The organism is Methylobacterium iners, from assembly GCF_022179305.1.
Lineage (GTDB): Bacteria > Pseudomonadota > Alphaproteobacteria > Rhizobiales > Beijerinckiaceae > Methylobacterium > Methylobacterium iners.
The window spans coordinates 76,002-101,675 of record NZ_BPQP01000030.1; the positions used below are offsets into that span (position 1 = coordinate 76,002).

The 25,674-nt window shown below is 69.2% G+C and carries 26 protein-coding genes; 8 read left to right on the plus strand and 18 right to left on the minus strand.

Annotated features, from left to right (window positions below; genetic code table 11):
• Window positions 1–230: 230 nt before the first annotated feature.
• Entirely contained in the window at window positions 231–1,403 is a 1,173-nt protein-coding gene (locus tag MFF55_RS10580) for a YncE family protein (RefSeq protein WP_238244046.1), read from the plus strand.
• 7 nt (window positions 1,404–1,410) lie between these two features.
• On the opposite strand, the gene MFF55_RS10585 is transcribed toward MFF55_RS10580, so the two are convergent.
• The 4 genes from MFF55_RS10585 to MFF55_RS10600 form a co-directional block, all read right to left on the minus strand.
• Entirely contained in the window at window positions 1,411–2,085 is a 675-nt protein-coding gene (locus MFF55_RS10585) for a haloacid dehalogenase type II (protein ID WP_238244047.1), read from the minus strand.
• 14 nt (window positions 2,086–2,099) lie between these two features.
• Entirely contained in the window at window positions 2,100–3,629 is a 1,530-nt protein-coding gene (gene murJ / locus MFF55_RS10590; RefSeq protein WP_238244048.1) for a murein biosynthesis integral membrane protein MurJ, read from the minus strand.
• 216 nt (window positions 3,630–3,845) lie between these two features.
• A complete protein-coding gene (locus MFF55_RS10595) occupies window positions 3,846–4,802 on the minus strand; it encodes a maleate cis-trans isomerase family protein (RefSeq protein WP_238244049.1) in 957 nt (318 codons plus the stop codon).
• Between the two features lie 152 nt (window positions 4,803–4,954).
• Window positions 4,955–5,554, minus strand: coding sequence for a superoxide dismutase (locus MFF55_RS10600; protein WP_238244050.1), 600 nt, complete (start codon window positions 5,552–5,554; stop codon window positions 4,955–4,957).
• Window positions 5,555–5,807: 253 nt separating this feature from the next.
• On the opposite strand from MFF55_RS10600, the gene MFF55_RS10605 reads away from it, so the two are divergent.
• Window positions 5,808–6,638, plus strand: a complete 831-nt coding sequence (locus MFF55_RS10605; RefSeq protein WP_238244051.1) for a hypothetical protein — start codon at window positions 5,808–5,810, stop codon at window positions 6,636–6,638.
• Window positions 6,639–6,744: 106 nt separating this feature from the next.
• On the opposite strand, the gene MFF55_RS10610 is transcribed toward MFF55_RS10605, so the two are convergent.
• The 4 genes from MFF55_RS10610 to MFF55_RS10625 form a co-directional block, all read right to left on the minus strand.
• Window positions 6,745–8,496 carry a sensor histidine kinase gene (locus MFF55_RS10610; protein ID WP_238244052.1) on the minus strand — a complete coding sequence of 584 codons (1,752 nt, stop codon included), beginning with the start codon at window positions 8,494–8,496 and terminating at the stop codon, window positions 6,745–6,747.
• Window positions 8,497–8,656: 160 nt separating this feature from the next.
• Complete coding sequence (trmB, locus tag MFF55_RS10615) at window positions 8,657–9,415, minus strand: tRNA (guanine(46)-N(7))-methyltransferase TrmB (RefSeq protein WP_238244053.1); 759 nt, start codon at window positions 9,413–9,415, stop codon at window positions 8,657–8,659.
• A gap of 5 nt (window positions 9,416–9,420) precedes the next feature.
• Window positions 9,421–10,599 carry a methionine adenosyltransferase gene (metK, locus tag MFF55_RS10620; protein WP_238244054.1) on the minus strand — a complete coding sequence of 393 codons (1,179 nt, stop codon included), beginning with the start codon at window positions 10,597–10,599 and terminating at the stop codon, window positions 9,421–9,423.
• A gap of 145 nt (window positions 10,600–10,744) precedes the next feature.
• On the minus strand, window positions 10,745–11,155 hold the full coding sequence (locus MFF55_RS10625; protein WP_238244055.1) for a helix-turn-helix domain-containing protein: 411 nt from the start codon (window positions 11,153–11,155) through the stop codon (window positions 10,745–10,747).
• A gap of 473 nt (window positions 11,156–11,628) precedes the next feature.
• Between MFF55_RS10625 and MFF55_RS10630 the strand changes: the two genes are divergently transcribed.
• Together MFF55_RS10630 and MFF55_RS10635 are read left to right on the plus strand one after the other, a co-directional pair.
• A complete protein-coding gene (locus tag MFF55_RS10630) occupies window positions 11,629–12,432 on the plus strand; it encodes a thermonuclease family protein (RefSeq protein ID WP_238244056.1) in 804 nt (267 codons plus the stop codon).
• 5 nt (window positions 12,433–12,437) lie between these two features.
• The gene (locus tag MFF55_RS10635; protein WP_238244057.1) at window positions 12,438–13,922 is read left to right on the plus strand and encodes a M48 family metalloprotease; all 1,485 of its coding nucleotides are present in this window, start codon (window positions 12,438–12,440) and stop codon (window positions 13,920–13,922) included.
• A gap of 257 nt (window positions 13,923–14,179) precedes the next feature.
• Here MFF55_RS10635 and MFF55_RS10640 read toward each other — a convergent pair whose 3' ends face one another.
• Together MFF55_RS10640 and MFF55_RS10645 are read right to left on the minus strand one after the other, a co-directional pair.
• Window positions 14,180–14,503, minus strand: coding sequence for a hypothetical protein (locus tag MFF55_RS10640; protein WP_238244058.1), 324 nt, complete (start codon window positions 14,501–14,503; stop codon window positions 14,180–14,182).
• Between the two features lie 443 nt (window positions 14,504–14,946).
• Window positions 14,947–15,627, minus strand: coding sequence for an HAD family hydrolase (locus MFF55_RS10645; RefSeq protein WP_238244059.1), 681 nt, complete (start codon window positions 15,625–15,627; stop codon window positions 14,947–14,949).
• Window positions 15,628–15,769: 142 nt separating this feature from the next.
• Between MFF55_RS10645 and MFF55_RS10650 the strand changes: the two genes are divergently transcribed.
• From MFF55_RS10650 to MFF55_RS10660, 3 genes are all read left to right on the plus strand, one after another.
• Window positions 15,770–16,090, plus strand: coding sequence for a PetM family of cytochrome b6f complex subunit 7 (locus MFF55_RS10650; protein ID WP_238244060.1), 321 nt, complete (start codon window positions 15,770–15,772; stop codon window positions 16,088–16,090).
• A gap of 80 nt (window positions 16,091–16,170) precedes the next feature.
• Window positions 16,171–16,830, plus strand: coding sequence for a peptide-methionine (S)-S-oxide reductase MsrA (gene msrA, locus MFF55_RS10655; protein WP_238244061.1), 660 nt, complete (start codon window positions 16,171–16,173; stop codon window positions 16,828–16,830).
• A gap of 68 nt (window positions 16,831–16,898) precedes the next feature.
• Window positions 16,899–17,402: a TIGR00645 family protein gene (locus MFF55_RS10660; RefSeq protein ID WP_238244062.1), complete on the plus strand. Its 504-nt coding sequence runs from the start codon at window positions 16,899–16,901 to the stop codon at window positions 17,400–17,402.
• Window positions 17,403–17,424: 22 nt separating this feature from the next.
• On the opposite strand, the gene MFF55_RS10665 is transcribed toward MFF55_RS10660, so the two are convergent.
• From MFF55_RS10665 to MFF55_RS10700, 8 genes are all read right to left on the minus strand, one after another.
• Window positions 17,425–18,978 (minus strand): ArnT family glycosyltransferase, encoded by a 1,554-nt coding sequence (locus MFF55_RS10665; protein ID WP_238244063.1) that lies wholly within the window; start codon window positions 18,976–18,978, stop codon window positions 17,425–17,427.
• On the minus strand, window positions 18,975–19,619 hold the full coding sequence (locus MFF55_RS10670; protein ID WP_238244064.1) for a class I SAM-dependent methyltransferase: 645 nt from the start codon (window positions 19,617–19,619) through the stop codon (window positions 18,975–18,977). The genes MFF55_RS10665 and MFF55_RS10670 overlap by 4 nt, the downstream gene beginning before the upstream one ends.
• Window positions 19,616–20,623 carry a glycosyltransferase gene (locus tag MFF55_RS10675; RefSeq protein ID WP_238244065.1) on the minus strand — a complete coding sequence of 336 codons (1,008 nt, stop codon included), beginning with the start codon at window positions 20,621–20,623 and terminating at the stop codon, window positions 19,616–19,618. Before MFF55_RS10675 ends, MFF55_RS10670 begins: the two co-directional genes overlap by 4 nt.
• Before the next feature lie 74 nt (window positions 20,624–20,697).
• Window positions 20,698–21,687 (minus strand): N-acetyl-D-Glu racemase DgcA, encoded by a 990-nt coding sequence (gene dgcA / locus MFF55_RS10680; RefSeq protein WP_238244066.1) that lies wholly within the window; start codon window positions 21,685–21,687, stop codon window positions 20,698–20,700.
• A complete protein-coding gene (gene dgcN, locus MFF55_RS10685) occupies window positions 21,684–22,715 on the minus strand; it encodes an N-acetyltransferase DgcN (RefSeq protein ID WP_238244067.1) in 1,032 nt (343 codons plus the stop codon). The genes dgcA and dgcN overlap by 4 nt, the downstream gene beginning before the upstream one ends.
• Window positions 22,716–22,832: 117 nt before the next feature.
• Window positions 22,833–23,441: a molybdenum cofactor guanylyltransferase MobA gene (gene mobA / locus MFF55_RS10690; RefSeq protein WP_238244068.1), complete on the minus strand. Its 609-nt coding sequence runs from the start codon at window positions 23,439–23,441 to the stop codon at window positions 22,833–22,835.
• Window positions 23,442–23,446: 5 nt separating this feature from the next.
• Window positions 23,447–24,571, minus strand: coding sequence for an Mrp/NBP35 family ATP-binding protein (locus MFF55_RS10695; RefSeq protein WP_238244069.1), 1,125 nt, complete (start codon window positions 24,569–24,571; stop codon window positions 23,447–23,449).
• 111 nt (window positions 24,572–24,682) lie between these two features.
• Entirely contained in the window at window positions 24,683–24,937 is a 255-nt protein-coding gene (locus MFF55_RS10700; RefSeq protein ID WP_238244095.1) for a hypothetical protein, read from the minus strand.
• 204 nt (window positions 24,938–25,141) lie between these two features.
• Here MFF55_RS10700 and MFF55_RS10705 point away from each other — a divergent pair, with 204 nt between their 5' ends.
• Complete coding sequence (locus MFF55_RS10705; protein ID WP_238244070.1) at window positions 25,142–25,645, plus strand: pyridoxamine 5'-phosphate oxidase family protein; 504 nt, start codon at window positions 25,142–25,144, stop codon at window positions 25,643–25,645.
• Window positions 25,646–25,674 lie beyond the last annotated feature (29 nt).

Consider the following 25,674-nt stretch of genomic DNA (forward strand, 5'->3'; position numbering starts at 1 on the left):
GAAATACCCGTGAGGAGCCCAAACGGATGCAGCGGCAGCGCCGATTATTTTCTTTATGACCTGGCAAACCTTTGTGCATCGCCGCAGAGCAGCTTCACAATCTCCTGAATAGCTAAGCTTTCCTGACCTGAGCCGGTTGGCCTTCTGCTCCGGGCGCGGTACCGGCAATCGTCACACGGCCGGGTCCCGGCGGGCCGTGTCGGCGATCGATGACATGGGAGAGCTTCACGATGCGGGCGACAGCGTGCCTGATGGTTCTGGCGCTCGGGCTTGGTCTCGGCATACCTGCCGCGGCGCAGGCCCCGGCCTTCCTGCTGGTCGGTCTCGACGGCAAGACCTTCTTCGAGGCAGCCGGCGACCGCAACGGGCCGAACGGCGCCGATGCGCTGGCCATCGTGGACTTGGCCGACGAGGCGCGACCGCGTCTCGCCCACGTCCTGCCCCTCGACAACTCGGTCTACGGGCCGCCCACGAACCTGCAGATCACGCCCGACGGTCGCCTCGGCCTCGTCGCGAGTTCGGTGATGATGCGCCAGGAGGGCGAGGCCTGGTACGCGCAGCCCGACGACCGCCTCCACGTGGTCGACCTGATGGCGAGCCCCCCACGTCTCGTCGATACGATCCGGGTCGGGCAGCAGCCCTCGGGCTTGGCGATCGACCGGACCGGGACCCGCGCGCTCATCGCAAACCGGGCCGGGCGGAGCGTCACATCCCTGACCATCGAGGGGCAGGTGGTCCGCGTCTCGGCGACGATCGGTGTCGGCGACGAGGCCGCCTCCGTGGCGATCGCGCCGGATGGGCGGCGGGCCCTCGTCGCCAAGAACAAGGTCGGGAAGGTCGGCGTGCTGAGCCTCGACGGGTCCGCCCTCACCTACGATTCCGTTCTCGACATGCCGGTCGGGCCAGGCACCTACGGGCTCGAGTTCACGCCGGACGGCGCGATGGCGCTGGCCGGAAATACGGGTCCTGCCCCGAGCGATGGACACGCCGACACCGTGAGCGTGATCCGAGCCGATCGGGCGCGGCCCGTGGTGGCCGACCAAGTCGGGGTCGGCGACACCCCCGAGGCGCTTGCCGTCGCGCCGGATGGGCGCCATGCGGCGGTCTCGGTGGTGCGCGGCGCAGCGGCGCCCCATGCGAGTCCGTCCTACACGCCGACCGGCACGGTGCTGCTGCTGGCCATCGATCCGAAGGGCGTCGTGCGCCGCGTCGGCGAGGCGGAGGCTGGAGCGGTGACGCAGGGCGTCGTGTTCTCGCCCTCCGGTCGCTACGTCTATGTCGGCAACTACGTCGACCGCACGCTCGGGGTCTACCGCGTGGAGGGCGACGCCATCAGCGACACCGGGTTCAAGCTGGCGCTCCCCGGCCAGCCGGGCTCGCTGCGGGGCCGTGCCCCGCGCTGAGCGCCGCTCACAGGATGCCGTCGAGGCTCGTCACGATGCGGGTCGGGGCGAGGTCCGGGTACTCGTCGGGCAGGCCGGTCCGGTTCACCCAGACCGTGGAGAAGCCGAAGGCTACGGCACCTGCGACGTCCCACCGGTTCGAGGAGCAGAAGACCACCCCGCCAGGCGACACGCCGAAGCGGTCGAGAACGATCTGGTAGGCGACCGGGCTCGTCTTGAAGATGCCCGACGCTTCGACCGAGAGCACGGAATCGAAGGCGTCGTCCAGACCCGCCGAGGCCATGGCCCTCGCGAGCATCGCAGCGTCGCCATTCGACAGGATCGCCGTCGCAATGCGGCGCTGGCGCAGGGAGCGGATGACCCCCGCCGCCTCCGGATAGGCGTCGAGATCGCGATAGGCACCGAGGAGCTTGGGCCGAATGCCGGGATCGATCCCCGGATGTCGCGCGAGCGCGAAGTCGAGCGCCCGCTCGGTCAGCGTCCAGAATGAGGCGGAGCGCCCCATCAGGCTTAGGGTCCAGGTGTATTCGAGCTGCTTGGCGCGCCACGTCTCCGACAGCGCCATCGCCTCCGTGCCGATGCCGGCGGCGTGGCGCATCACGGCAGAGTGGACGTCGAACAGAGTGCCGTAGGCGTCGAAGACGGCGATTCCGTCTTCGGGGATCAGATCGGAGCCGGACATGGTGATTCCCTCGATCAGGCCCGACGCAGGGGAAGGCGGAACAACCGCAGCGTCGCGAGCAGGATGAGCCCGTAGGCGGAGGCCCCGGCAAGCCCGAGCAGACCCAGGACGGCGATCTCCCGAAGATGCGGCAGCGGCGGCACGGTCCGCTCCGCCAACGGCAGGCCGAGCACCGCGATGGCGCCAAGCGCCCCGCAGCCGACCGCGACGCCGAGGATGGTGATGCCGAGGCTTCGTCCGGGCGCCGTCCAGCCCTTCCGCCAAGCGAGGACGACGAGGAGGATAAGGTTGGCCCAGGCGCCGACCGCCGTCGCCATGGCGAGGCCGGCGACCCCGTAAGGTCCTGTGAGCACGATCTTGAGCGCGACATTGAGTGCGATTGCCGTGAGCGAGGCCACGAGCGGCGTCGTGGTGTCCTGCCGGGCGTAGAAGCTCGCCACCGCGCTGCGGATGAGCACGACGGCCGGCAGGGCAAGACCGTAGGCGGCGAGCACACCGGCAGCGCGGGCGGAGTCCTCCGCGCTGAAGGCGCCCCGCTGGAACAGCGCCGTCATGATCGGCTCGGGTAGGGTGAGGAAGGCGACCGCGAAGGGTGCGGACAGCGCGAGCGAGAAGCCGGCGGCCCGGTTCTGCGAGGCATGGGCGCCCGCCACGTCGCCGGCCGCGATCCGCCGGCTCATCTCGGGCAGGAGCACCGTACCGGCCGCGATGGCGATGACGCCGAAGGGCAGCTGGTACAGTCGGTCCGCGTAGTAGAGGGCCGAGACGGCGCCGGCGGCGAGCGTGCTGGCCAGGATCGTATCGGCGAAGGAAGCGATCTGAAACCCGGCCGAGCCGATCACCGCGGGGCCGAGCACCTTGAAGAATCGAGTCATCGCCGGGTCCCGCAAGCTCGGCTTCGCGAGGGCCGGTGCGATGCCCGCCCGCCGGCAATCCCACCAGACCAGGGCGAGCTGCAGGAGGCCCGAGACCGAGACGCCCCAGGCGGCCGCATAGGCCACGTTCGGGAAGAGGAAGGCCAGCGCCAGCGCTGCCAGCATCGAGAGGTTGAGGAGCACCGGGGCGCCGGCCGCGGCCGCGAAGCGCCGGTGGGCGTTGAGCACGCCCGAGAGCAGCGTCACCAGCGTCATGGCGAGGAGATAGGGGAAGGTGATCCGCGTCAGCGCCACCGCGAGGTCGAAGCGTCCCGGGTCCTCCGAGAAGCCAGGCGCGAGCGCCCGCACGATCCAGGGCATCCCGGGCAATGCCAGCGCCAGCAGGGCGATCTGGACGATCAGCATCAGCGTGAACACGCGGGAGGCGAAGCGCCGGGCGGCGCCCGCCTCGCCCGTCTCGGAATGGCCTGCATAGGCGGGCACGAAGGCGGTGTTGAAGGCACCCTCGCCGAAGATCGCGCGGAAGTGGTTGGGCAGCCGAAAGGCGACGACGAAGGCGTCGGCGATGGGACCGGCACCGAGGATCGCGGCGGTCACGACGTCGCGGGCGAAGCCGGTGACGCGGGAAACCAGCGTCCAGCCGCCGACTGAGAGGATGGCGCGGATCACGAAGGCTTCCTGCGCTCGCTTCGCCCGTCGCGGGAAGTCACGACGGTCCAGGTTGCGGCCGCCACGTTCATGCCTGATCTCACACGCCGCGCCTCGACCCATCAGCGGCATCAAGAGCCGTTCCGAAGCCGATGCTCAAGGGCGTGGGAACGGCCGCCGACGCTTTCTCACGCCTGTTAGCGTCGGGTCCCTGCCACGACTTAGCCCGCACACCCATCAATGCTCGCGCAGCAGCATGCCCGCGCCGAGGAGTGGTGCGTCGAGGCCGTTCTCCCGCAAGGCGTACCAGAACAACGCCGCGTTCACCCCGACGATTGGAAGGCCAAGGACGGGCTCGAGCCGCTCGGTCACCTGCATGAGGCTCATGTTCGTCCCGCATTGCACGACGGCGTCCAGACGATTCCGGGGCGTCGCCAGCAGCTCGACGATTGCCTTCTCCTTGGCCCAGTCCGGCAGGTGGGCGATGTGGAGAGCAAGCTCGCAGGGGAAGCTCGCCGTCGTCACGACCTCGAAACCGAGGTCGGTGAACATTCGCGCCGCATTGTTGTTGCCCTGTTCGTTGAACGCGGTGAGCAGCCCGATGCGCTTGGCGTTGAGCGCGGTCAGGGCCGCAGGCGCCGCGTCGTGCCATGTCGCCATGCCTCGGTCGAGGAGGTCGGTCACCGCCGCGGTGGCCGCACGAATCCCGTCGAGGCCACCGATGATGTGCTCCAAACTCATACCCAGGATCAGGTACTGCGGCTCGGCGGCCAGCGCCTGATCCACCGCGGCCCTCAATCCGCCGAGGAACTGGCGCTGGTACTCGGCCAGCTCGGCCGCCGTCCCGAAGCGTGGCCGCGGCGTCATCACGTTCGCGGTGTGGAGCCCGATGCCTGCGAGACCCTCAGGGCCGGGATTCCGGCCGATGATGCTCCAGAGTTCATGCTCCGTGCTCGTGTTCGTCGCTGGGACGAGCAGTCCGAACTTCAGCAGGAAGCTGCGCACGTCCGGGTAGCCTAGCGAGGGATCGATGCCGCCAAATCCTTCGGCCGACCCGCCGTCGTGGATGACACCGGGCTGCGCCAGGGCGGGCATCGGAGGCGTGTTGGCATCGGGAACGAGGAAGCTCCGGCCGGACAGGCGACCGATGCGCGTCCTCGGTCCGACGGACGTCGGATGATCTGAGCCTGCCACCCCGAGCCCCTCCGCTTGGTCATGCCCTTCGACGCCAAGGTGACGTCGAGAAATCGGCGCTCAGGCCGGTTCTCCGTCACCGCGAAGCAGCGGTGGCGGGCCGTCACCTCTGCGCGTGGTGGACAGACCCGACGCCGCTTGGCGCCGCCGCCTCAGGCGTTCGCCTCGCCGTACATCTTCTCGACGTGCTCCCAGTTCACCAGGTTCTCGATGAAGGCCTTGAGGTAGTCGGGCCGGCGGTTGCGGTAGTCGATGTAGTACGAGTGCTCCCAGACATCGACGCCGAGGATCGGCTTGGCGCCGTGGACGAGCGGGTTCTCGCCGTTGGGCGTCTTCAGGATCGCGAGTTTGCCGTCCTTCACGGCGAGCCAAGCCCAGCCGGAGCCGAACTGCGAGACGCCGGCCTGGATGAAGTCGACCTTGAACTTCTCGAAGCCGCCGAGATCCTCGTCGATCTTCTGGGCGATCAATCCGGGAGGTGCGCCGCCGCCGTTGGGCTTCATCCAGTTCCAGAAATGGATGTGGTTGTAGTGCTGGCCGGCATTGTTGAAGAGCGGCTGATTGGTGCCGTAGGCGGCCTTCACGACCTCCTCGACGCTCTTGCCTTCGAGGTCCGTGCCTTCGAGCAGCTTGTTGCCCGTGTCGACATAGGCCTTGTGGTGCTTGTCGTGGTGAAACTCGAGGGTTTCCTTCGACATGTAGGGGCCGAGCGCGTCGTAGGCGTAGGGCAATTCGGGCAGGGTGAAGGTCATCGGCATTTCTCCGGGTGGCGCGGCATTCGGCAGGCGGCTCGCGCAAGGCATGCGCCGCGACCGAGCGCCCGCGCCGTAGTTAAGCCGCGGGCCCCGCCTCGGCAACGCCAGAGCCAAGCGCGCGGCAGACGCCTCGGGGCTGGGGATGACCCCGATCCGACGCCGTTTCGGGTAGCGTCGGGTTTTGCAAAACGCCGCCAAGGCTTTACAATATCAGCCGTCCTTTGGCGTGCAGAGATCCGGCGAGCGTTACATGATCATCGCGCTGTTCGCGCTCGCCGTCCTCATGATCATCGGCGGCGCCGCCTCGGTCGTCCAAGGATTTCCTTTCGTCCGGCTGGAGAGTGGCCTTGCCATGGTGATCGCCGGCGCCACGGTCGCCTCGGCCGGCGCCGTCCTGCTGGGCATTGCGGCCCTGACGGCGCGGCTGCGCGGCGTCGAGCAGGCTCTCGGCCGCGGGAGCGAAGCGCGCCCCGAGACCCTGCCGCAGCGGGCCATGGCGGCGACCCGCGCCAACCCGCGGCCAGTGGAGCCGTCGATGGATGCCGGAGCGCTGCCGACCGGGCCGATGGCAGGAGCCGCCCTCGCCGGCCTCGCGGCCCCTCAGGCGCCCCACGCGACCTCGGAACCCGTCTCCGAAGCCGTTGCCGAACCTGCGCCTCAAGCCGCGGAGCCGATGCTCCCGGATTTCCTGCCGCATGCCAAGGAACCGGCGCGCCATCCGGCGCCGGAGGCCGACGCCCAGCATCCCGATGCGGAAGTCCCGGTCCGAGCCGCTGCGGCGCCGGTGGAGGCGGATCTGTTCACCGCCCCCGAGCCCGCCCCGGTGCCCGAGGAGGAGCCGGTGGCGCTTCGCCCTTCCCTCGACGAGCCGCCCCTGGACCCCGCCCCGGACATGCCTCCAGCCGAACCAGAGCTTCAGGTGGTCGGCACCTACGCCTCGGGCGGCAATACCTACGTCATGTATTCCAACGGCTCGATCGAGGCCGAGACGCCCCGCGGCCGTTTCAGCTTCAACTCGCTCGACGAGTTGAAGGCCTTCGTCGATGCGGGCGGCGAGTCCGAATCACGCGGAGCGGCGTGAGGCGAGCTTCCCCGTTGCCACGCTCGTCATCCCGGTCCCGCTTGGCGGCCCAGGAACGACGAGGTATTGGGTGCTCCAAAGTCTGCCGGCGCTGGCCGTGAAGCGGTCACGCCAGCGGGTTCAGCGCGTCGTTCCGCGGTGGCAAAGGCGCCGTCATCGTCAGCCGAAAACCTTCCGGTGGGTATTCCGTCTCGACTTCGGCTCGGACCTGCGTCGAGAGCACACGCTGAAGCAGCCGTGAGCCGAAACCGTGGCGGCTGGGCGGCCGAACTTCGGGACCCTCCGTCTCGCGCCAGAGGAAGCGCAAGCGTCCGGCCGGCGCGCCGGGAAGGACATCCCAGCTGATCGAGACTCGCCCACCCTCCGTGGAGAGGGCACCGTATTTCGCGGCGTTTGTGGTCAGTTCGTGAATTGCCATGCCGATGGGGACCGCGATCTCCGAGGCGAGGTCGACATCCGGGCCTTCGAGGGTGATGCGCCCGATAGAACCGTCCATGGCGCCGTCGGCGTAGGGCTTCAGCTCGTTCGTGAGCAGGTTCCTCAGCGAGGCCGTCTGCCAGGTGTCCTCGGTCAGGACCGAATGCGTGTGGGCAAGCGACATGATCCGCCCGACGAAGGCCTCGTAGAAGGTCTCGATGCTGCTCGCCGTTCGGGCGGTGGAGCCGACGATCGCCTGCACCGTCGCCAGCGTGTTCTTCACACGGTGGTGCAGCTCGCGGATCAGGAGGGTCTGGCGCTCCTCGGCCACCAGCCGGTCGGTGACGTCGGCGACGACGCCGATCAGGCGGCGAGGCAGGCGGTGGTGCGGCTCCTCGCGCTCGAAGCGGCCGGCGAGGTCGATGGTCCGCCAAGCGCCGTCCGCGTGACGGCGGATGCGGCCGCGGGCATGCAGGACGGTGTCGCCGCGCAGCGCCGTCGAGATCGCCTTCCGGAATGGGATGCGGTCGTCGGGATGAAGGATGCGGTCGAGGAAGACGCCCTTGCTGACCGGTCCGTCCTCGGGCGTGCGCCCGAAGATCGCGAACATCCGCTCGTTCTCCCAGATCGCCTGGTCGTCGAGCATGTGCCACTCGAAGATGCCGAGATCGGCCACCGCCGTCGCGATGCGCAGGCGCTGCTCACGATCGCGCAGCGCGTTCCGGGCCTCGACCCGGGTGGTGACGTCCTGGATGACTCCGACCATACCTTCCAGCGAACCGTCGGCGGCGTTGGTCGCCTGCCCACGCGCGCCGATGCAGATTTCGCGGCCATCATCGTCGCGCCGGACCCGGCACTCGAAGGCGTAGGACTGCCGTGCATTGCCGGAATCGCGCACCAGGGCCCGGATGCGCGCGACGGCGTCAGGATCGATCTGGGCGCTGAGGGACGACCAGGACACCACGTGGCCCGGCGGGTAGCCGAGGATGTGTGCGGCCCGGCGCGAGAGGGTCACGAGACCGGTCGCAGCGTCCCAGCGCCACTCGCCGAGCCCTGCGGCGGTCAGCGCGTCGCGGTTCTGCTCGGCGCGAACGATCTCATCGGCATCTACCGCCTCGACGACAAGGACTTGGGGGGCCGCGCGTTCCGCCTCCTCCGCGCGGCGGACGCGGACGTGAAGCGAGGCGCCGTCCGCGCGGCGCCAGGTCCGGATGCCGGCGGGGACCGGGCGTGCGCTCTCCCCGATCTCCGCGAGGGAGCACCCCGTGAGCGCGCCCGGCCCGTAGCCAAGGAGTTCGCAGCAATGGGCGTTCGCCTCGCGGATCGTCTCGCCGTCAAGGACGGCGAGGCCGATCGCGGCCTGGTCGAAGGCGATGCGGAACGGGTCCGCCGCGGCGGAGCCCGGACTCCCCGCCGACCCGTGATCCGATCCGCCGCTCATGACGCAACCTCGCTCAAGGGACGCAACCGGTTGGTTTCACGACGGAACGAGCGATCCGAGTTCCGGCGAACCCGCGCACAATGGCCCTCGACATCGCTGGCCACAAGCCGCTCCGGTTCTGGGGTGCCGAGGGTCCACATCGATCGGGGCGGCGGGTCCGTCAGGCCGGCTCGATCCGGGCAAATTCGAGGTAGGTCGGCCGGCGCCCCGCCGCCATGGCCTTGGCCTCGTAGCGGGTGCCCGGCCAATCGGGCCAGGGCTGCGTCCAATCCGAAGCGGCCCGCGCAGTCCAGCCGAGGCCCGGGCAGCGGGCCGCCCGCACCAGGGTCCAGCCCGCGTAGTCGTCGATGTCGCTCGCGAAACGAAACCGACCGCCGGGCTTCAGCAGCCGTACGATCTCGCGAAGGGTTTCGTCGGAGACGAAGCGGCGCTTGCGCTGCCGTCGCTTCGGCCAGGGGTCGGGGTAAAGCAGGTCGACCCGAGCGAGGCAGGCATCGGGCAGGGCCGCCAACAGCGCGGTGACGTCCTCGTCCCAGACGCGGACGTTGCGCAAAGCCGCCTCGTCGACGGCCCGCAGGAGCTTGACGACGCCGTTGACGAAGGGTTCGGCGCCGATGAAGCCGGTGGCGGGCGCGCGGGCCGCCTGCGCGGCGAGGTGCTCGCCGCCGCCGAAGCCGATCTCGAGGCGGACCTCGTCGATCGGATGGGGAAAGAGCGTCGACGGGTCGAGGCTTTCTCCTGGCGGCGGCAGGGTAACGCGCAGGGCCGGTAGAAGATCTGCCAGCCGCTGTTCCTGCCCGGCGCGCAGGCGCTTGCCCTTACGCCGTCCGAAGAAGGCGCGGTCCGCACTCTCGCTCTGGCTCACCGCGCCCGCCTGCGCGGACGATCCGGTGGCAGGGAGGTCGTCCCCTCCCGTCATCGCGCTCAGGCCAGGGCGGATTTCAGGCGGTCGGCGAGATCGATCCGCTCCCAGGAGAAGCCGCCATCGGCCTCCGGGGGGCGGCCGAAATGGCCGTAGGCCGAGGTGCGCGCGTAGATCGGCTTGTTAAGGCCGAGCGCTGTGCGGATGCCACGGGGGGAGAGGTCGAGGGCGTCCATCAACACGGCCTCGAGCCGTGCTTCGTCGACCCGACCGGTGCCGTGCAGATCCACGTAGATCGACAGGGGCTTGGCGACGCCGATGGCGTAGGCGAGCTGGATCGTGGCGCGGGCGGCGAGGCCTGCGGCGACCACGTTCTTGGCGAGGTAGCGGGCGGCGTAGGCCGCCGAGCGGTCGACCTTGGTCGGGTCCTTGCCCGAGAAGGCGCCGCCGCCGTGGGGCGCCGCGCCGCCATAGGTGTCGACGATGATCTTGCGGCCGGTGAGACCGCAATCGCCGTCGGGCCCGCCGATCACGAACTTGCCGGTCGGGTTGACGTGCCAGACGGTGCCCTCGTTCACCCAGCCCTCGGGCAGGGCCGCGCGGATAAAGGGCTCGACGATGGCGCGCACGTCGGCCGAATCCAGGCTCTCGTCGAGGTGCTGGGTCGAGAGCACGATCTGCGTCGCCTCTACCGGGCGGCCGTTGGCATAGCGCACGGTGACCTGGCTCTTGGCGTCGGGACCGAGCTTGGCCGCATCGCCCTGCCTGCCCTTACGGGCGTCGGCAAGGTCCTTGAGGATCTTGTGGGCGTAGTAGAGCGGCGCCGGCATCAGCTCGGGAGTCTCGTCCGAGGCATAGCCGAACATGATGCCCTGGTCGCCCGCGCCCTCATCCTTGTTGCCGGCGGCGTCGACGCCCTGAGCGATGTCGGCCGACTGGGCGTGAAGATGGATCGCGATGTCGTTGTTCTTCCAGTGGAAGCCGTCCTGCTCGTAGCCGATGTCCCTCACGGCCTCGCGGGTCAGCTCCGTCAAGTGATCGAAGGTGACCGAGTCGGGGCCGCGCACCTCGCCGGCGATGACGATGCGGTTCGTCGTGGCGAGCGTCTCGACGCCGAGCCGCGCCTCCGGCATCGCCGCGATATAGGCATCGACGACAGTATCCGAGATCCGGTCGCAAACCTTGTCGGGGTGACCCTCGGAAACGGACTCGCTGGTGAACAAGTAGTCGGAACGCGGCATTCGAGGCACCCCATGGTCGGGCACGCCTTCATCTCGCGGCGTTTGAACCCAGACTGCGGAAGGCGCCGGTACTGGCATCCGGTCCCCGGTCGGTCAAGCCGGAACAGCGAACAAGTCCGCCAAAAAGGACGAAACGGACGGAAGATCAGCCGTTCAGCTTTTCATCCAGAGCGTGTATCGCGGCCGCGAGCTCGCGACGGCTGCTCTCTGGAAAATGCTCCGCGACGTGCCGGACGACGAGATCGACGAGGCCCTGCCATGGGGTCTCGCCGGCATAGGACTGCTGCGGCTGCTCGGCAAAGCCATCCGTAGGGACGTCATCAAGGCGCTCCATGCCCTCGAAGAAGTAGGAGAGCGGCGTGTCGGTCAGGCGGCTGAAAGTGTCGAGATGGATCGCGCTGATCCGGTTCGTGCCCTTCTCGTACTTCTGCAATTGGGCCGCCGACATCCCGAAGCTCTGGGCCACGCGCTTCTGGGTCAGGGCTGCCTTCTTCCGACGGGCAGCGATCCGCTGGCCCACGTGGACGTCCCGCGCGTCGGTCTTCTGGCCTGCCATGTCCTACCCCGCGCAGCCGCTCTCCAGCGTTGCGAGAGCTTGACCATAACCGCGAAGCCGCGGTCAACCGCGGCGATGGGGTGGCGTCCCCGGCAGGTCTCGAACCTGCGACCCCAGGTTTCATACCACTTCGGCTTCCGCCGCCGCCCGCGTGTCGCGGACGTTCGTGGCCTGGACTATCCCTTCACCCTGGGCCCCGCAAAGCGAGGCCGTTAGGTGCCGCCCGTCTAGTCTCTACACCTTCCCGCACCGCGGGCTTGGCTCGGGATCGGCCGCGGCGAGTGCCGTTGGGCTTTCCCCGACTTTGAGCGGATCCGTCGCGCGGTTTCCCCTCGCGACGCCCAATTTGACCTAGGAAACCTGTGCTCTGTCCAGCTGAGCTACGGAGACTCACCGCGATCTCGTTACCATCATCGCCGGGTCTGGCCAACCGCCGCCCGCCCCTGCGAGACTCGTTAGAGGAGCGATCCGCCATGCCGGTTCATCCGCTCAGGGCAACGAGGGTGCGCCTCGGCCGTGCGCTCCTCTGGAGTGCAGTCGCTGTGACCCCGGTGCAGGCCGCCGTGCCGCCCGATTGCCGGGCCGGGCCACCGCGCGTCGACACGCTTCAAGGCGTTGGTCCCCGCGGCGAGCTCATCCTCGAATCGGGGGACCGCGCCGTTCTCTCCGGCCTGCGCTGGCCCGACGCGGCCGATGTCGGCGTCGGAGCGGAAGCCTCGCTGATGCGGCACCGCGGCCGCCGGCTGACGCTGGTTCGCAGGGGCGAGCCGGATCGCTGGGGCCGAGTGCGCGTGGATGCCGCGCTTGAGGACGATGCGATCGATCTTGCCGGATCGCTCGTCGAGGCGGGACTTGCTCAGGTCCATTCCGGCGAGGCTGAGGCGCTCTGCCGCCCGGCCCTGCTCGGGATCGAGGCCGGCGCGCGGGCCGCTGGTCGCGGGATCTGGCGAACGCCCGTCCGCGACGCCCGCGACGGCGCAAGCCTCGGGACGGAAATCGGCCGCTTCGTCGTCGCGGAGGGCCGCATCGTGAACGTCGGCGAACGGCCGAGCCGGACCTACGTGGATTTCGTCGGGCGGGGCGCCTCCGGCCTGACGGTAACCGTGTCGAAACGCACTTGGCGTCTGCTGTCGGAACGTGGTTTGAGTGCTGCGGTGCTTCGCGGTCGCCGCGTGCGGGTCCGTGGCGTGGTCGAGATGTGGCGCGGACCCACCCTCGACATCGTGAGCGCGGACATGATCGAGGTACTGGACGAGGAGCGGGCGTCGCGGCGCTGATCGTCATGCGGATCGATGAGGAGCCAGCAACGGTTTCGGGAGGCTTGCGCCGTCTTGCGCCGCTCGCGCTCGCGCTCGCGCTTCTTCTCTCCGCCTGTGCCGGCGATCAAACCGGCGCGATCCTCGCGCCCGCCGCCATCACCGTGCCGCCGGAGGCGCCGCGCGTCACCGGGCGGGAGCGAAACACCTCGGATGCGGACCATGCCAAGCTCGTCGCGTCGTTCGGCGGCGAGTACCAGGCTCCGTCCACCCTGAGGATGATCACCGAGGTCACCGACCGGCTGGTGCGCGCCACGGAGCGGCCGGACGAGACCTACAACGTCACCTTGCTCGATTCGCCCGTCATCAACGCCTTCGCGCTGCCGAACGGCCGGCTCTACGTCACCCGCGGCCTGCTGGCGCTCGCCACCGATACGTCCGAGATCGCGGCCGTGCTCGCGCACGAGATCGCGCACGTCACCCTGCGCCATGCCAGCGCGCGCAGCGAACTCGCCCTGCGCTCCCAGCTCGTGAGCCGGGTGGTCGCCGACGTCCTGAACGATCCCGAAACAGGCGCGAAGCTGCAGGACCAGTCGCGCTTCGCCATCGCCCGCTTCTCCCGTGAGCAGGAACTGGAGGCCGACGGCATCGGCGTGCGCACGCTCGCACGCGCCGGCTACGACCCGTTCGGTGCCGGCCGCTTCCTGACCGCTCTGAACCGCACCATCGCCATGAAGACGGGAACGGGTCTGGCGGGGGAGCCGGACATGCTCGCGACCCACCCCGGAACCGCCGAGCGCATCACCCTCGTCACGCGGGCGGCCCGGCTCATCGGTGCGCCGGGGCTGGGCGTCGACGAGCGCGCCCGCTACCTCGCGGCGATCGACGGGATCGCCTACGGCGACAACCCGACCGACGGGATCGTGCGCGGCCGCCGCTTCCTGCACCCAGGCCTCGGCATCGCCTTCGAGGTGCCCGACGGCTTCACGATCGAGAACACCCGCAGCGCGGTGCTCGGCACCACGGGAGAGGGCAGCCGCCGCCTGCTGTTCGATCAGGTCGACAGCCAGGTCGGGCAGGGCCTCGACGAGGTCCTGAAGGCGACCTGGAACGACGCGATCGAGACAGGCTCGATCCAGAACCGCATGGTCGCCGGCCACCCGGCGGTGACGGCTCTCTCTCGCGGCAAGGAATGGACGTTCCGGCTCGCGGCGATACGCGTCGGCGAGCGAACGTTCCGGATGATCATGGCCGCTAAGGGCGGCACCGATCCCGACCCCGCATTCCGTCGGTGGACCGAGAGCCTCGCGGGCGTGAGTGCGGGCGAGGCGGGCGCCCTGCGCCCCTTGCGGATCCAGATCGTTCAGGCCGCCGCCGCCGACAGCGCGGAGGATCTGGCACGGAGGATGGCCGTTCCGGACCGCGCCCTCGACCGCTTCCTGGTACTGAACGGGCTCGAACGCGGGGCCCGGCTGCGCGCGGGCCAGAGCTACAAGCTCGTCGCCGAGTAGGTGGTCCCGCCTGGGCTGCGGCCGATCTCCTTGTTAGGCCGATCCTCGAATAGGAACGCGCCGAATGCACGGGGAACGGCCACGTTTGTCATTCCGGGGCGCCGCAGGCGAGCCCGGAACCCAGAACCGCCGACAGTGCTTCAGCTTGGCCCCTCAGCGGCTCCGGGACCCCGGCTCCGCTTTACGGCCCCGGGATGACAAAGGACGTCGAACGTCTTCCGGACAGCGACGCCAACCCCCGCTCGCAGCCCTCGATCTCAGACGGCCTGCAGCCGCGACGGCCGCGCCTTGGCATGAAAACGCTCGCGCGCTGCCCTGGCGGCCTGCTCGACGCTGCCGAAAACGACGCCGTCGATGGCGTCGAATCTCCGCTCGGACGAGAAGAAGCGGACGCCGCCGCGCTCAGGCACCGCGATGCCGGCTGTGACCTCGCCGATTTCGATCACCCGTGCCAGTGGCTCGGCGTGAGGACCATTGTGGGCACGGGCCGGGGGATGATTGGTGAAGGGCTCGGAGAGCGCCGGCGCGGCGGGTGGGCGGCCCAAGATCTGGGCTGTGCTCTCGATGTGAGTCTGGCGCATGGGAACTCCTGCGGCCGATCTTCGGCCGACTGGGCAGGTGCAGTGGGGCTCGACATGGCAATCAGCGTTGACAGCAGATCAAGATACGGCCGCACCGACCGCAGGTATTCGCGTATGCATCCTGGCGAAGGGTAACGATCACGGCAAGTCATCCTCTACAAGAAGGACCACGAGGCGCGTACGCTCCGCGGTGCTTTAGCGTTTGATAACGCGGCGCAAGCTACACACTTCAAATCACCGCGGTGCGGCGGCGATCCGTGACCGTCGCGACACCCACTTAGAGTGGTTGCGCGACGCGCGTGCGTCAACGGTATGGTTTTTCGAATTCACGCTCCGGCACAGCAGGAATCGCGCCAGACGGCCAAGCCCGGCAGCGGCTTTCTTCGAAATCCGGCGACAAGGCTGTGCCGACCCTCGCCAGCACGGACCGTTCCCAAGCGCCGTCAGGCGCGGGCGACCACGCCGGCCAGGGTATGGAAGTCACCGAAGACCTGTCCTGCGCCGGCGCCGGTGAGATCCGCTCCGGAGCGGTCATGAGTCCAATGGCCGCCGCCTGTGAATCCGGCCACGCGCATGCCGGCGGCGCGGGCCGCGGTCACGCCGGGCACGCTGTCCTCGATGACGAGGCATCGCTCCGACGCGGTGCCCATCGCGTGGGCGGCGTACAAAAAGAGGTCTGGAGCAGGCTTGCCGCGCGACACCATCGTCGCGGAATAGATCCGGCCCTCGAACAGGTGCAGCAGCCCGGTCAGCCCGAGGGAGTGCCGGAGCCGGACGGGATCGCTGCTCGAGGCGACGCAGCAGGGCAGCGTCAGCGCGGCGACGAACTCGGCGACACCCGGCATGGCTTGAAGCCCCTCGTCGAAGGCCCGCAGCGTCTCGGCCTTCACGGCGGCGACGAAGCCCTCCGGGGCCACGATGCCGTAGTCGCGGGCAAGGTGATCCATGATCGAGGGCATCGAGGTTCCGGCGAAACGCACGCGCACGGTGTCGACGTCGATAGGCACCCCGATCCGGTTGAGGCCGTCCGTGAGGCACCGGAGGCTGATCGGCTCACTGTCGACGAGCACGCCGTCGCAATCGAAGATCACGAGGTCGAGGGCCGCTCTCACATCTTCGCCCATGGTTCTTCCGCTGGTTCCGCTGCCCCGGCGGGGTCCTTTGGCACGAGGAGCGCGACCGCGGCAACGCCAGGGACCCCGCGCTTGCACCCGGCACGTCCCGGCCCTACGCAGCCCCGGCCCCCAGGAGTTTCAAGCGTCAGCGATGTTCCGTTTCCTGTGCCGCCTGTTCGGATTCGTGGTCCTGGCCGCGGGCTTCGTGTGTCTCGTCTACGATGGTGCTCGCTCCATCGCGAATAACGGTCTGCGCGTCACGAGCGTCAGCGAACTCCTGTTCACCCTGTTCAAGGAGCGGGCGAGCGCGCTGCAGGGAAGCGTCGAGAGCCTCGCGCCCTGGCTCTGGCAGCTCCTTGTCCTGCCGCTGACCCTGGCACCCGCGGCAGCGGTCGCGCTCGTGCTCGGCGCGCTGCTGCTCTGGCTGGGCCAGAGCCCGCGCGAGCGGATCGGCCATCTCAGCCGGCCATAGGGCGCCCGCCTCTACGAAACGCGGCGGTTCATCCCCATATCCGGCCGGTACCCGACGCCTGATTTCGCGAGGATGTCCCGATGCTCCAGATGTTCCGCAAGCGCCCCGTGATGCCGAGCGCCGCCGAGGCCCTGCCTGGCCGGCCGGACCCGATGCCGACGGCCGAGCGTCATTTCGTCAACGGCAATCCGCTCAAGGGCCCCTACCCGGAGGGCACGCAGCAGATCGTGCTCGGCCTTGGATGCTTCTGGGGCACCGAGCGCAAGTTCTGGCAGCTTCCCGGAGGGGTCTTCGTCACGGCGGTGGGCTATGCCGGAGGGTACACGCCGAACCCGACCTACGAGGAGGTCTGCTCCGGTCAAACCGGTCACAACGAGGTGGTGCTCGTCGTCTACGATCCGGACGTGCTGCCGCTCGAGGCCGTGCTCAAGACCTTCTTCGAAAGCCATGACCCGACCCAGGGCATGCGCCAGGGCAACGATGTCGGCACGCAGTACCGCTCGGGCATCTACACGCTGGATGAGGCGCAGGCCGAGACCGCCCGCCGCATGCGCACCGCCTACGCGGAGGCGCTGCGGGCGAAGGGCTTCGGCGAGGTGACGACCGAGATCAAGCCGCTGGACGCCTTCTACTTCGCGGAAGGCTACCACCAGCAATACCTCGCCAAGAACCCCGCCGGGTATTGCGGCGTCGGCGGCACCGGCGTGAGCTGCCCCATCGGCACCGGCGTCGCGGCGTAAGCTTCGCCTTGTCCCGTCCGGTCGGCCATGCGACACCCCCGCCCGATTCAGGTGGGAGACGACAGGCGATGCTCGAGCGAACCTTCGAACGAGCCTTGTTCGCGAGCCGGTGGCTGCTCGCGCCGTTCTACGCGGCGCTGGGCATCGGCATCGTCGTGTTGCTGGTCAAGGTGCTGCAGGAGCTCGTCCATTTCGTCCTGCACATGTGGGATGCCTCCGAGGCGCAGGTCATCCTTGGCGTTCTGACCCTGGTCGATCTTTCCTTCACGGCCTCGCTGCTGATCATCGTGATGTTCTCCGGCTATGAGAACTTCGTCTCGAAGATCGACCATGCCGACCACAAGGACTGGCCGGAATGGATGGGGACCATCGACTTCACCGGCCTCAAGCTGAAGCTGATGTCCTCGATCGTCGCGATCTCGGCGATCTCGCTCCTCAAGGCCTTCATGGACGTGAAGGGCTCGAGCGATCGCGACCTGATTTGGCTGGTGAGCATCCACATGGTCTTCGTGGTCTCGGGCGTGATCATGGCCCTGACCGACCGGATCGCGGCGGGGCACCACGACAAGTAGGACGACCTGGCGGGGCCGACCCCTATCGTTCCGGCAGATGCAGGGTGAGGCCGCCGATCTCCCGCTTCGACGGGTATGCCGCGTCGATCGCCGCGGCGACGGGGGGATTGTAGCGCTCGTCGAAGAGCGGATCGCCGCGCCTGCCCAGCGTGACGAAGAACCCCAATTCGCGCCGCCGGATCATCGAGACGAAGGCGGCTTCGTCGTAGAGGCCCGAATGCGCGAGTTCCGCCGCGATCGCGGGTTCCCACACGACCCGGCGTCCGGCGCGCAGCGGCAACGTCATGTCGTCCGAGACGACGGGGCGGTCCTCGGCCTGGATCATCGCGACCAGGGGCGCGAGGTCGCGCGCCCTGGCGTCCGCGGCGGCCTGCGAGACGCTCCAATGCGGGAGAAGCCAGACCTGAAGCGGGAGGACCATCACGAGAAGACGGGTCAGCGTCGGGCTCGGCGCCGCTTTCTCCTCCTGCGTATCGAGCGCCTGGGCGACGATCGAGCGCAGAGCGATGCCGATGAAGATCGCTAGCGCGCAGCACCATTCCGTGAAGTAATTCTCGGCGGCGCCGGACTTCATGATCATCGGCAGCATTAGCGTCTTGAGCGCGAGAAATGCCGTGACCACGAGGAGGGCGAGCCCCTGCCGGTCCGCCCGGCGCGTGTTCCGGCACACTGTCTTGAGTTGCGGCCACACCGAATGGATTCCGCTCAGCGCAACGGCCACGTAGAGCACGTGCGAGCTCAGAAACAGCCACAAGTGAACGACCCGGGGCGGGTCGAGGCGGTTGGCGTTGTAGAGGAAGACGTGGCGCACGAAGCCGCCGCCCGTTCCCACCCAGAGTCCGACGAGCGCGACGGCTCCCATCGCCACGGTCGAGGAGATGCCCGCCAGGGCCAGGCGCGGCGCAACCGCGAGCAGCCCGATGAAGGCGGCGGCGGGCGCCGCGATCGAGACCTGCTTGGTATAGACTGCGAGCACGAAGCAGAGCCCGGCGAGGTGGATCAGCCCCGGCCGCTCGAGCGCCCTAACCGCCAACGCCAAGCCGGCGAGGCTTAGGGCGCAGGCGAGAAGGTCGACCCGCATCAGCGGCGCCCATTTCATCACCGGCATGCAGGTGAGAAAGACGAGGCCGCCGAGCGCACCGCACACGATCCGTGTTCGAGTGCTCGCGGTCCTGCCGAGCGCATCGGCGCTGAGGCCTGCGACGAGGAGGCCCGAGGCCAGCGTCGAGAGGAGGCTGACGAGGCGCCCGGCCAGTAGCTCGTCGAGGCCGAGGGCGCCGGCGAGCAATGCCGTCGTGAGATGGTAGACGGGCGGGTAGTGGTAGACGATGGACGGCAGCACGCCTAGCGGCCCGTACGCATCGCCTCGCATGATGTCGCGCATCTGCTGCCAGACGATGCCCTCGCCGTAATCGAAGTCGTAGGGATAGGGCAGGATGACGGCGCTCGCCCGGACGAACCCGACGAGCCAGGCCACGAGCGATCCCGCGAGGAGGACGAGGCCGAGGGCCGCCAGGCTCCGGCCGGGAACGTGGATGCCATGGGCCGGGTGGGGATGCGTGCTGGCGCGGCTCAATGCACCGCCCTCGGACGGGCGCTGATCAGCATCTGCTTGCCCATCGGCTTCATTGGCGACCGGAGATAGGCGGCGATCAGCCCCGGCCAGACTGGGAGGCGGGATTTCACCGTGAGGGGCAGGAAGCGAGGCCGAACATCCGTGACGTCCCAACCATGCGCCCGCAGCAGGTCTGCGAGGCTGATATGGGAGTAGACGGCCACATGCGTGTAATCGTCGAAATACTCCCGGTAGGCGTACCGGTAGTTCGGTTGCAGGATCGTCAGCGTGCCGCCAGGCCCGAGGACCCGCCGGATCTCCGCCAGCGTCGCGATGAAGTCCTGCTGGGTCAGGTGTTCGAAGAGGTTCGACGCGAAGACCAGGTCGACGCTGCCGGCGGCGATGGCGCTCAGGTCGGTCGCTGGCGCGAGCACGGGCTCGACGCCGGGCGCGAGGTGGCGGGCGAGGTCCGGCCAGAGGTCGACCGCGATGCGCCGACGCGCCACCACGGTGTTGATGAAGTCGCCGTATCCGGCGCCCAGATCGAGCACGCAGGCATCCGGCGCGACGACGCGTCGGAAATGGTGTCGCCACAAGGCCTGCCAGAGGATCCGGCGGCGCGGATCGTAGGCGAGGCGCGAGCCGTGATAGTCGCCGCTCACGCGTAACGCCGCCAGTCGGACAGAAGGCCAAGGATCATTCGCGAGCCCACCGCGAGGCCGCGCCAGTTGTTGACGTTGCCGCCCTTGCTCAGGCCGACGCGCGGGTGGAACGTAATTGGGCATTCGAGCAGCACGAGGCCGCTCTGCAGCGCCGTGTCGAGGAAATGGGCATTGAACTCGAGGTTCACCGCCGGATTCAGGTCGTCGAGCAGCCCGATCAGGGCATCGCGGCGGCAGAGCTTGTACGTGGTGCCAACGTCCGTGATCGTGCCGCGCCCGAGATGCTTCGCCTCCAAAAGCTTTCCGACGAAGATGTTGCCGTAATAGATGAAGGTGCTGAGCTGGGTCAGGTATTGGCGCAGCGGTTCCACGGTGCGGGTGCCGTTCACGATATCGGCGTGGGGCGCGTAGGCGAGCAGCTTCTCGATGTCGTAGGCGCGGAACGTTCTGTCGCCTTCGCAAAGGACCACGAAATCGGTGTCATCGAACTTGATCGCCTCGCTAAGGCATCGAAAGACGCAGCGTCCGTACCCCGGGGCGAGTTCGTCGAAGACGATCGCGCCCGCGTCCCTCGCCCGCGCGAGGGTCTGGTCGCTGCTGTTGTTGCTCACGACGATCACGCGCTCGACCAGCGGATGGCTCAGGAAGTCGTCGACCGCGCCGGCGATGCTGGCCTCGTCGTCGTAGGCGGTGAGCGCCACCGTCACGCGGCGGTGTCGCACCGGATCGAAGCGCACCGGCACGTCCGGCTTCTTGTGGCGCAGCAGGTAGAGCAGGTCGAACAGCGCGAGCAGGATCCCGACGAGGATCGGGACGCCGCTGTACCAGACCAGTGCCTCGGCGATCGGGTCGAGCAGCGCGCGCTGCTGCAGGAGGTAGCGCGGAAACACCAGGAGCACGCCGGCGAGGTACATCGCCAGGCCGAAACAGAAGGACAGCACGCCGTAGAGCAGGAAGGGCACGTGCAGCCGGCGTCGCGCGCCACCGCGTCCTGACCTGGCCATCGCCTTCCACCCCTACCCGCACGGATCGAGGGGGAGCCTAACGGGCAAGGGTTAATGGTTCGCGCCGGCCGCCTCTACCCCCACAGCTCGCGCGCCGGCGGATGGATCAGGCTGCCCTCGAAGCGCAAACCCGGCTCGCGATCTCGGGCGAGGAGCAGCGGGCCGTCGAGGTCGACGTAGTCGGCGTGATGGGCGAGGAGCATGGCGGGGGCCATCGCGAGGGACGTGCCGACCATGCAGCCGATCATCAGCGAAAAGCCGCGCGCCCGGGCCTCGTGGGCGAGCATCACCGCCTCGGTGAGGCCGCCGGCCTTGTCGAGCTTGATGTTGATGGCGTCGTAGCGCTGCGCCAGGGCGTCGAGGCCGGCGCGGTCGTGCAGGCTCTCGTCCGCGCAGATCGGGATGGGTCGGGCGATCTCGGCCAGAAGCGCGTCCTCGCCCGCAGGCAGCGGCTGCTCGATGAGCCCGACGCCGGCCGCGACGCAGGCGACGAGGTTCGCCTCGATCGTATCCGCGCGCCAAGCCTCGTTGGCGTCGACAATGAGGCGGGAGTCCGGCGCACCGCGGCGCACGGCGGCGATCCTTTCCGGATCGCCCTCCCCTCCGAGCTTCACCTTGAGGAGCGGGCGCGTGGACGCCGCGCGCGCCGCCTCCTCCATGCTCTTCGGTGTGCCGAGGCTCAGCGTGTAGGCCGTGGTGGCGATCGCCGGCTCGGTCAAGCCCGCGATCTCCCAGGCCGGTTTGCCGAGCTGCTTGGCCTCGAAGTCGAACAGGGCGCAGTCCAGCGCATTGCGCGCCGCACCCGCCTTCATGCTCGTGAGCAGGTCGGCGCGCGAGGTGCCGGCGGCGATCGCTTCCGCCTGAGCCTCAATAAGCTCGCGGACGCTCTCCACCGTCTCGCCGTAGCGGGCGTAGGGCACGCATTCGCCCCGCCCCGCAACGCCGCTCGCCTCGTCGGTGATCGTGGCAAGCACGACCACCGCCTCCGTACGGCTGCCGCGGGCGATGGTGAAGGCGCCTGCGATGGGAAAGCGCTCGACCGTGACGGTCAGGCGGCGAGTCATGCCGAGGCCGCCCGGTTCGAGGGCGGGAACTCGGCGACGATCCGGTCGACGATGGGCTCGACGCCGAAGCGCACGGGGTCGGTGGCCGGCAGGTCATGCTCCCGGGCGAGATCGGCGAGCAGCGCGCGCGCGCACTCCTCGTCCAGGGCCTGGGTGTTCACGGCGATGCCCACGGGGCGGATATTGGGATTGGTCAGCCGGCCGAGCTGGACCGTCAGGTCGATCACCTCACGGATCGTCGGGAGCTTGTGGGCGACGCCGCGCATGGTCGTGCGGGTCGGCTCGTGGCAGACGACGAAGGCGTCGGCCTGCGCCCCGTGCAGCAGCCCGAGGCTCACCCCGGCGAAGGAGGGGTGGAACAGCGAGCCCTGGCCCTCGATCAGATCCCAATGCTCCGAATCGGCGGCGGGCGAGATCCATTCGACGGCGCCGGAGATGAAGTCGGCCACCACCGCGTCGATCGAGACGCCCCGGCCCGAGATGAACACGCCGGTCTGGCCGGTCGCCCGGAAATCGGCGTCGAGGCCGCGCTCGCGCATGCCGCGCTCCAGGGCCAGCACCGTATACTTCTTGCCCGCCGAACAATCGGTGCCGACGCTGAGGAGTCGACGCCCGGGGCGGGGCGTGCCCTTGCCGGTCTCGAAGGTCTGATCGCTGTGGCGGACGTCGTGGAGCTGACGCCCGTTGGCCTCCGCCGCCTCGGCGATGGCCGGGATCGAGCCCAGGCGGACGTGGAGCCCGCTCGCGACGTCGAGCCCGGCTTTGAGCGCCGCGACGATCTCGTCGACCCAATGCTCCGGCAGCACGCCGCCCGCGTTGGCGACGCCGATCACCATGGTCCGGCAGCCCTCGGCCACGGCCTCCTGCAGGGTCAGGTCCGGGATGCCGAGGTCGGCGGCGCAGCCAGGCAGCCGCATCTGGCCGATGCACCATTCCGGACGCCAATCGGCGATGCCGTAGGCGGTCTTGGCGGCCAGCCGATCGGGGACGTCTCCGAGGAACATCAGGTAGGGCGTGGCGATCTGCATCTCGGAGGTCCTCGGCGGAGGCGGCGCGTCGGCTCGTCTATGCGCGATGATTCGGATGAGGCCAAATCCCGATCCGCCAGACGCTGTGGAGCGGTGGCGGCCGTCGCTGAGAGCTCCCTAACTTTCGGCGAGCAAGCCTTCGGCCAGCGCGAGATCCTCGGGCGTGTTGACGTTGAGGAATGGATCGCGCGGCGTGGCCGGCCATTCCACCGCGATCGCTCCCTGCCGGGCCAGGTAGGCGCCGACTCGGCGTTCCTCGCGCTCGACCAGAGCCGCCCTCAGATCGCCGCGCAGCGTCAGCGACCACAGGGCCGTCGTGAAATGCTGGCGTCCGTTGGAGGCCGCCACCGCGATCGGCGCCGTCGACCCGGCTTCGGCAAGGCGTGAGACGAGATCGAGCGGCAGGAAGGGCGCGTCGCCGGTGACGCTCGCCACATGGGTGACGCCGGGATGGTGGAGGACCGCATGGTCCAGGGCCGCCAGGATTCCGGCGAGAGGGCCGGGATGGCCGGGCACGTCGTCAGGTACGATCGGGCCATGGAAGCCGGAGAAGCGGGTCGGGTCGCCGTTCGCGTTGAGGATGAGCCCGGCTCCGCATTGCGGCGCGAAGCGCTCGCGCACCCGGTCGAGCAGGGTCCGGCCGCCGAGCCGCAGCAGAGGCTTGTCGACCCCGCCCATCCGGCGCGAGAGCCCGCCGGCCAGGATGACGCCGAGAACCGGCGGCATGCCCGCTACTCGATGACGATGCGCGGCGCCGCGCGGCTTGCCGGCGCTCCCGCGAGCTTGCTCCAGAGCTCCGCCGCGATGGCCCGGTAGACCTTGGCCTGCGGCCCGTCCGGATCGATCGCCACGACGGGACGGCCGGCATCCGACGTCTCGCGGATCGTCATGTTGAGCGGGATCTCCCCGAGGAAGGGCACTCCCAGCCGCTCGGCCTCGGCGCGGGCGCCGCCATGGCCGAAGATGTGGGATTCGTGCCCGCAATTCGGGCAGACGAAGGTCGCCATGTTCTCGATGACGCCCAGGATCGGCACCGCCACCTTGCGGAACATCGTGACGCCGCGGCGCGCATCGATCAGCGCGAGGTCCTGCGGCGTCGAGACGATGACCGCCCCCGAGAGCGGCGTCGCCTGAGCCATGGTGAGCTGCGCGTCCCCGGTACCGGGGGGCATGTCGACGATCAGGACGTCCAGCTCGCCCCAGGCGACCTCGCGCAGCATCTGGGTGATCGCCGACTGCACCATCGGCCCGCGCCAGATCATTGCCGTCTCGGGCTCGATCAGGAAGCCGATCGACATGACCTTGATGCCGTAGCCGTCCATCGGGGCGAGAAGGCGCTCCTCGATGACCCGTGGCTTGCCCGAGAGCCCGAACAGCTTCGGCACGGAAGGCCCGTAGATGTCGGCGTCGAGGAGGCCGACCTTCAGGCCCTGCGCCGAGAGCCCGAGAGCGAGGTTGCAGGCGGTGGTCGACTTGCCGACCCCGCCCTTGCCCGAGGCCACGGCGACGATGTGGCGGACGCCCGGCAGGGCGGGACCGGTGCGCGGCTGGGCGGGTTGGGCGCCGGGCGAGGGTGGCCGCGGGGCCGGCGCGGCCTGGTTCGGCCCGCGTTCGGAAGTGAGGCTGGCGAACACGCCGGAGACGCCGGGCATCGCCAGCACCACGCCCTCGGCCTTGCGGCGGATGGGCTCGAAGCGCTCGGCCTCGCGCGGGTCAACCAGGATCGAGAACATGACTCGGTTGGTGGAATCGACCACGACCTGCGAGAGGCGGCCCGACGCGGCCAATGTCGTCCCGCTGTCGTCCGCGGGAATGGCCGCCAGCGCCTTCAGCACGTCGTCGCGGGTGATCGCCAAGGTTCGGGCTCCGTCGCGGGTGGCCTCCGGCCTTCCGCGCTCTGTCGTCGGGGTTTCACGACCATGTAGCCCCGCGGGCGGGAAACGCCAGCTCGAACGGCGCCCGGAGGATCAGCGGCGGCGCCAGGGCGGGATCGCGACGAGGTTGCAGCGCTCGATCCGGCCGCGCACGAGGCTGCCGTCGCCGCGGCGGTAGCTGCCGTTCGGGACGATGCGGCAGCCGGGAGGCCCGGGAAGCCGCTGGACGCGGCGGATGTTCACGCTGCCGTAGCGGCGATGGGAGAAGTCGTGACCGCCGATCCGGACGCCGGAGCCGAAGCGGACCTGCGCCTCGGCACCCCCCGGAAGACCGGAGCCGAGGAGGATGAGGGCGAGGGCGACCGAGAGGCGCCCGGCGCCGGATCGACGCCGCCGGCCGTCTGCGGCCGAGGCGCCGAAACCATTGCCGCGCTGGTCCGTTGACGAGGCGACCTCCGGACCCTCCGCAGGCCCGTCGGATGCCGCACGGCATCGCGGCGACGGGCCGCCGGGCGTCCCAGCAGTCTCAGACCGAATCTGGAGTAACGACCGATGCATCAGGGCAACCACCGCGACCACGAGGGCGCGAAGAAGCTGTTCTCGCTCATCAAGGACATCAAGGTCGCGATGATGACGACGGCCGATCCGGACGGCAAGCTCTACAGCCGCCCGATGTGGAGCCAGGAGACGGACGAGAACGGCGACCTGTGGTTCTTCACCAAGCTGCATTCGCCGAAGACCGAGGAGATCAGCCGCGACAACCAGATCAACCTCGCCTTCTCCGATCCGTCGAACCAGACCTACGTCTCGGTGGCGGGCAAGGCCGAGGTCATCCGCGATCAGGCATTGATCAACGACAAGTGGACCGAGAGCATGAAGACCTGGTTCCCCAACGGGAAGACCGATCCGGAGGTCGCGCTGATCCGCGTCCACCCCGAAAAGGGCGAGTACTGGGACAGCCCAAACGGCACGATGCTCCACCTCTACGGCTACGTGAAGGCGACGGTGACGGGCGAGTCGCCGAAGACCGAGACGAAGAAGGTCGATCTGGCCTAGCGGGCGGGGCTGGGCTATGGACCCCGGGC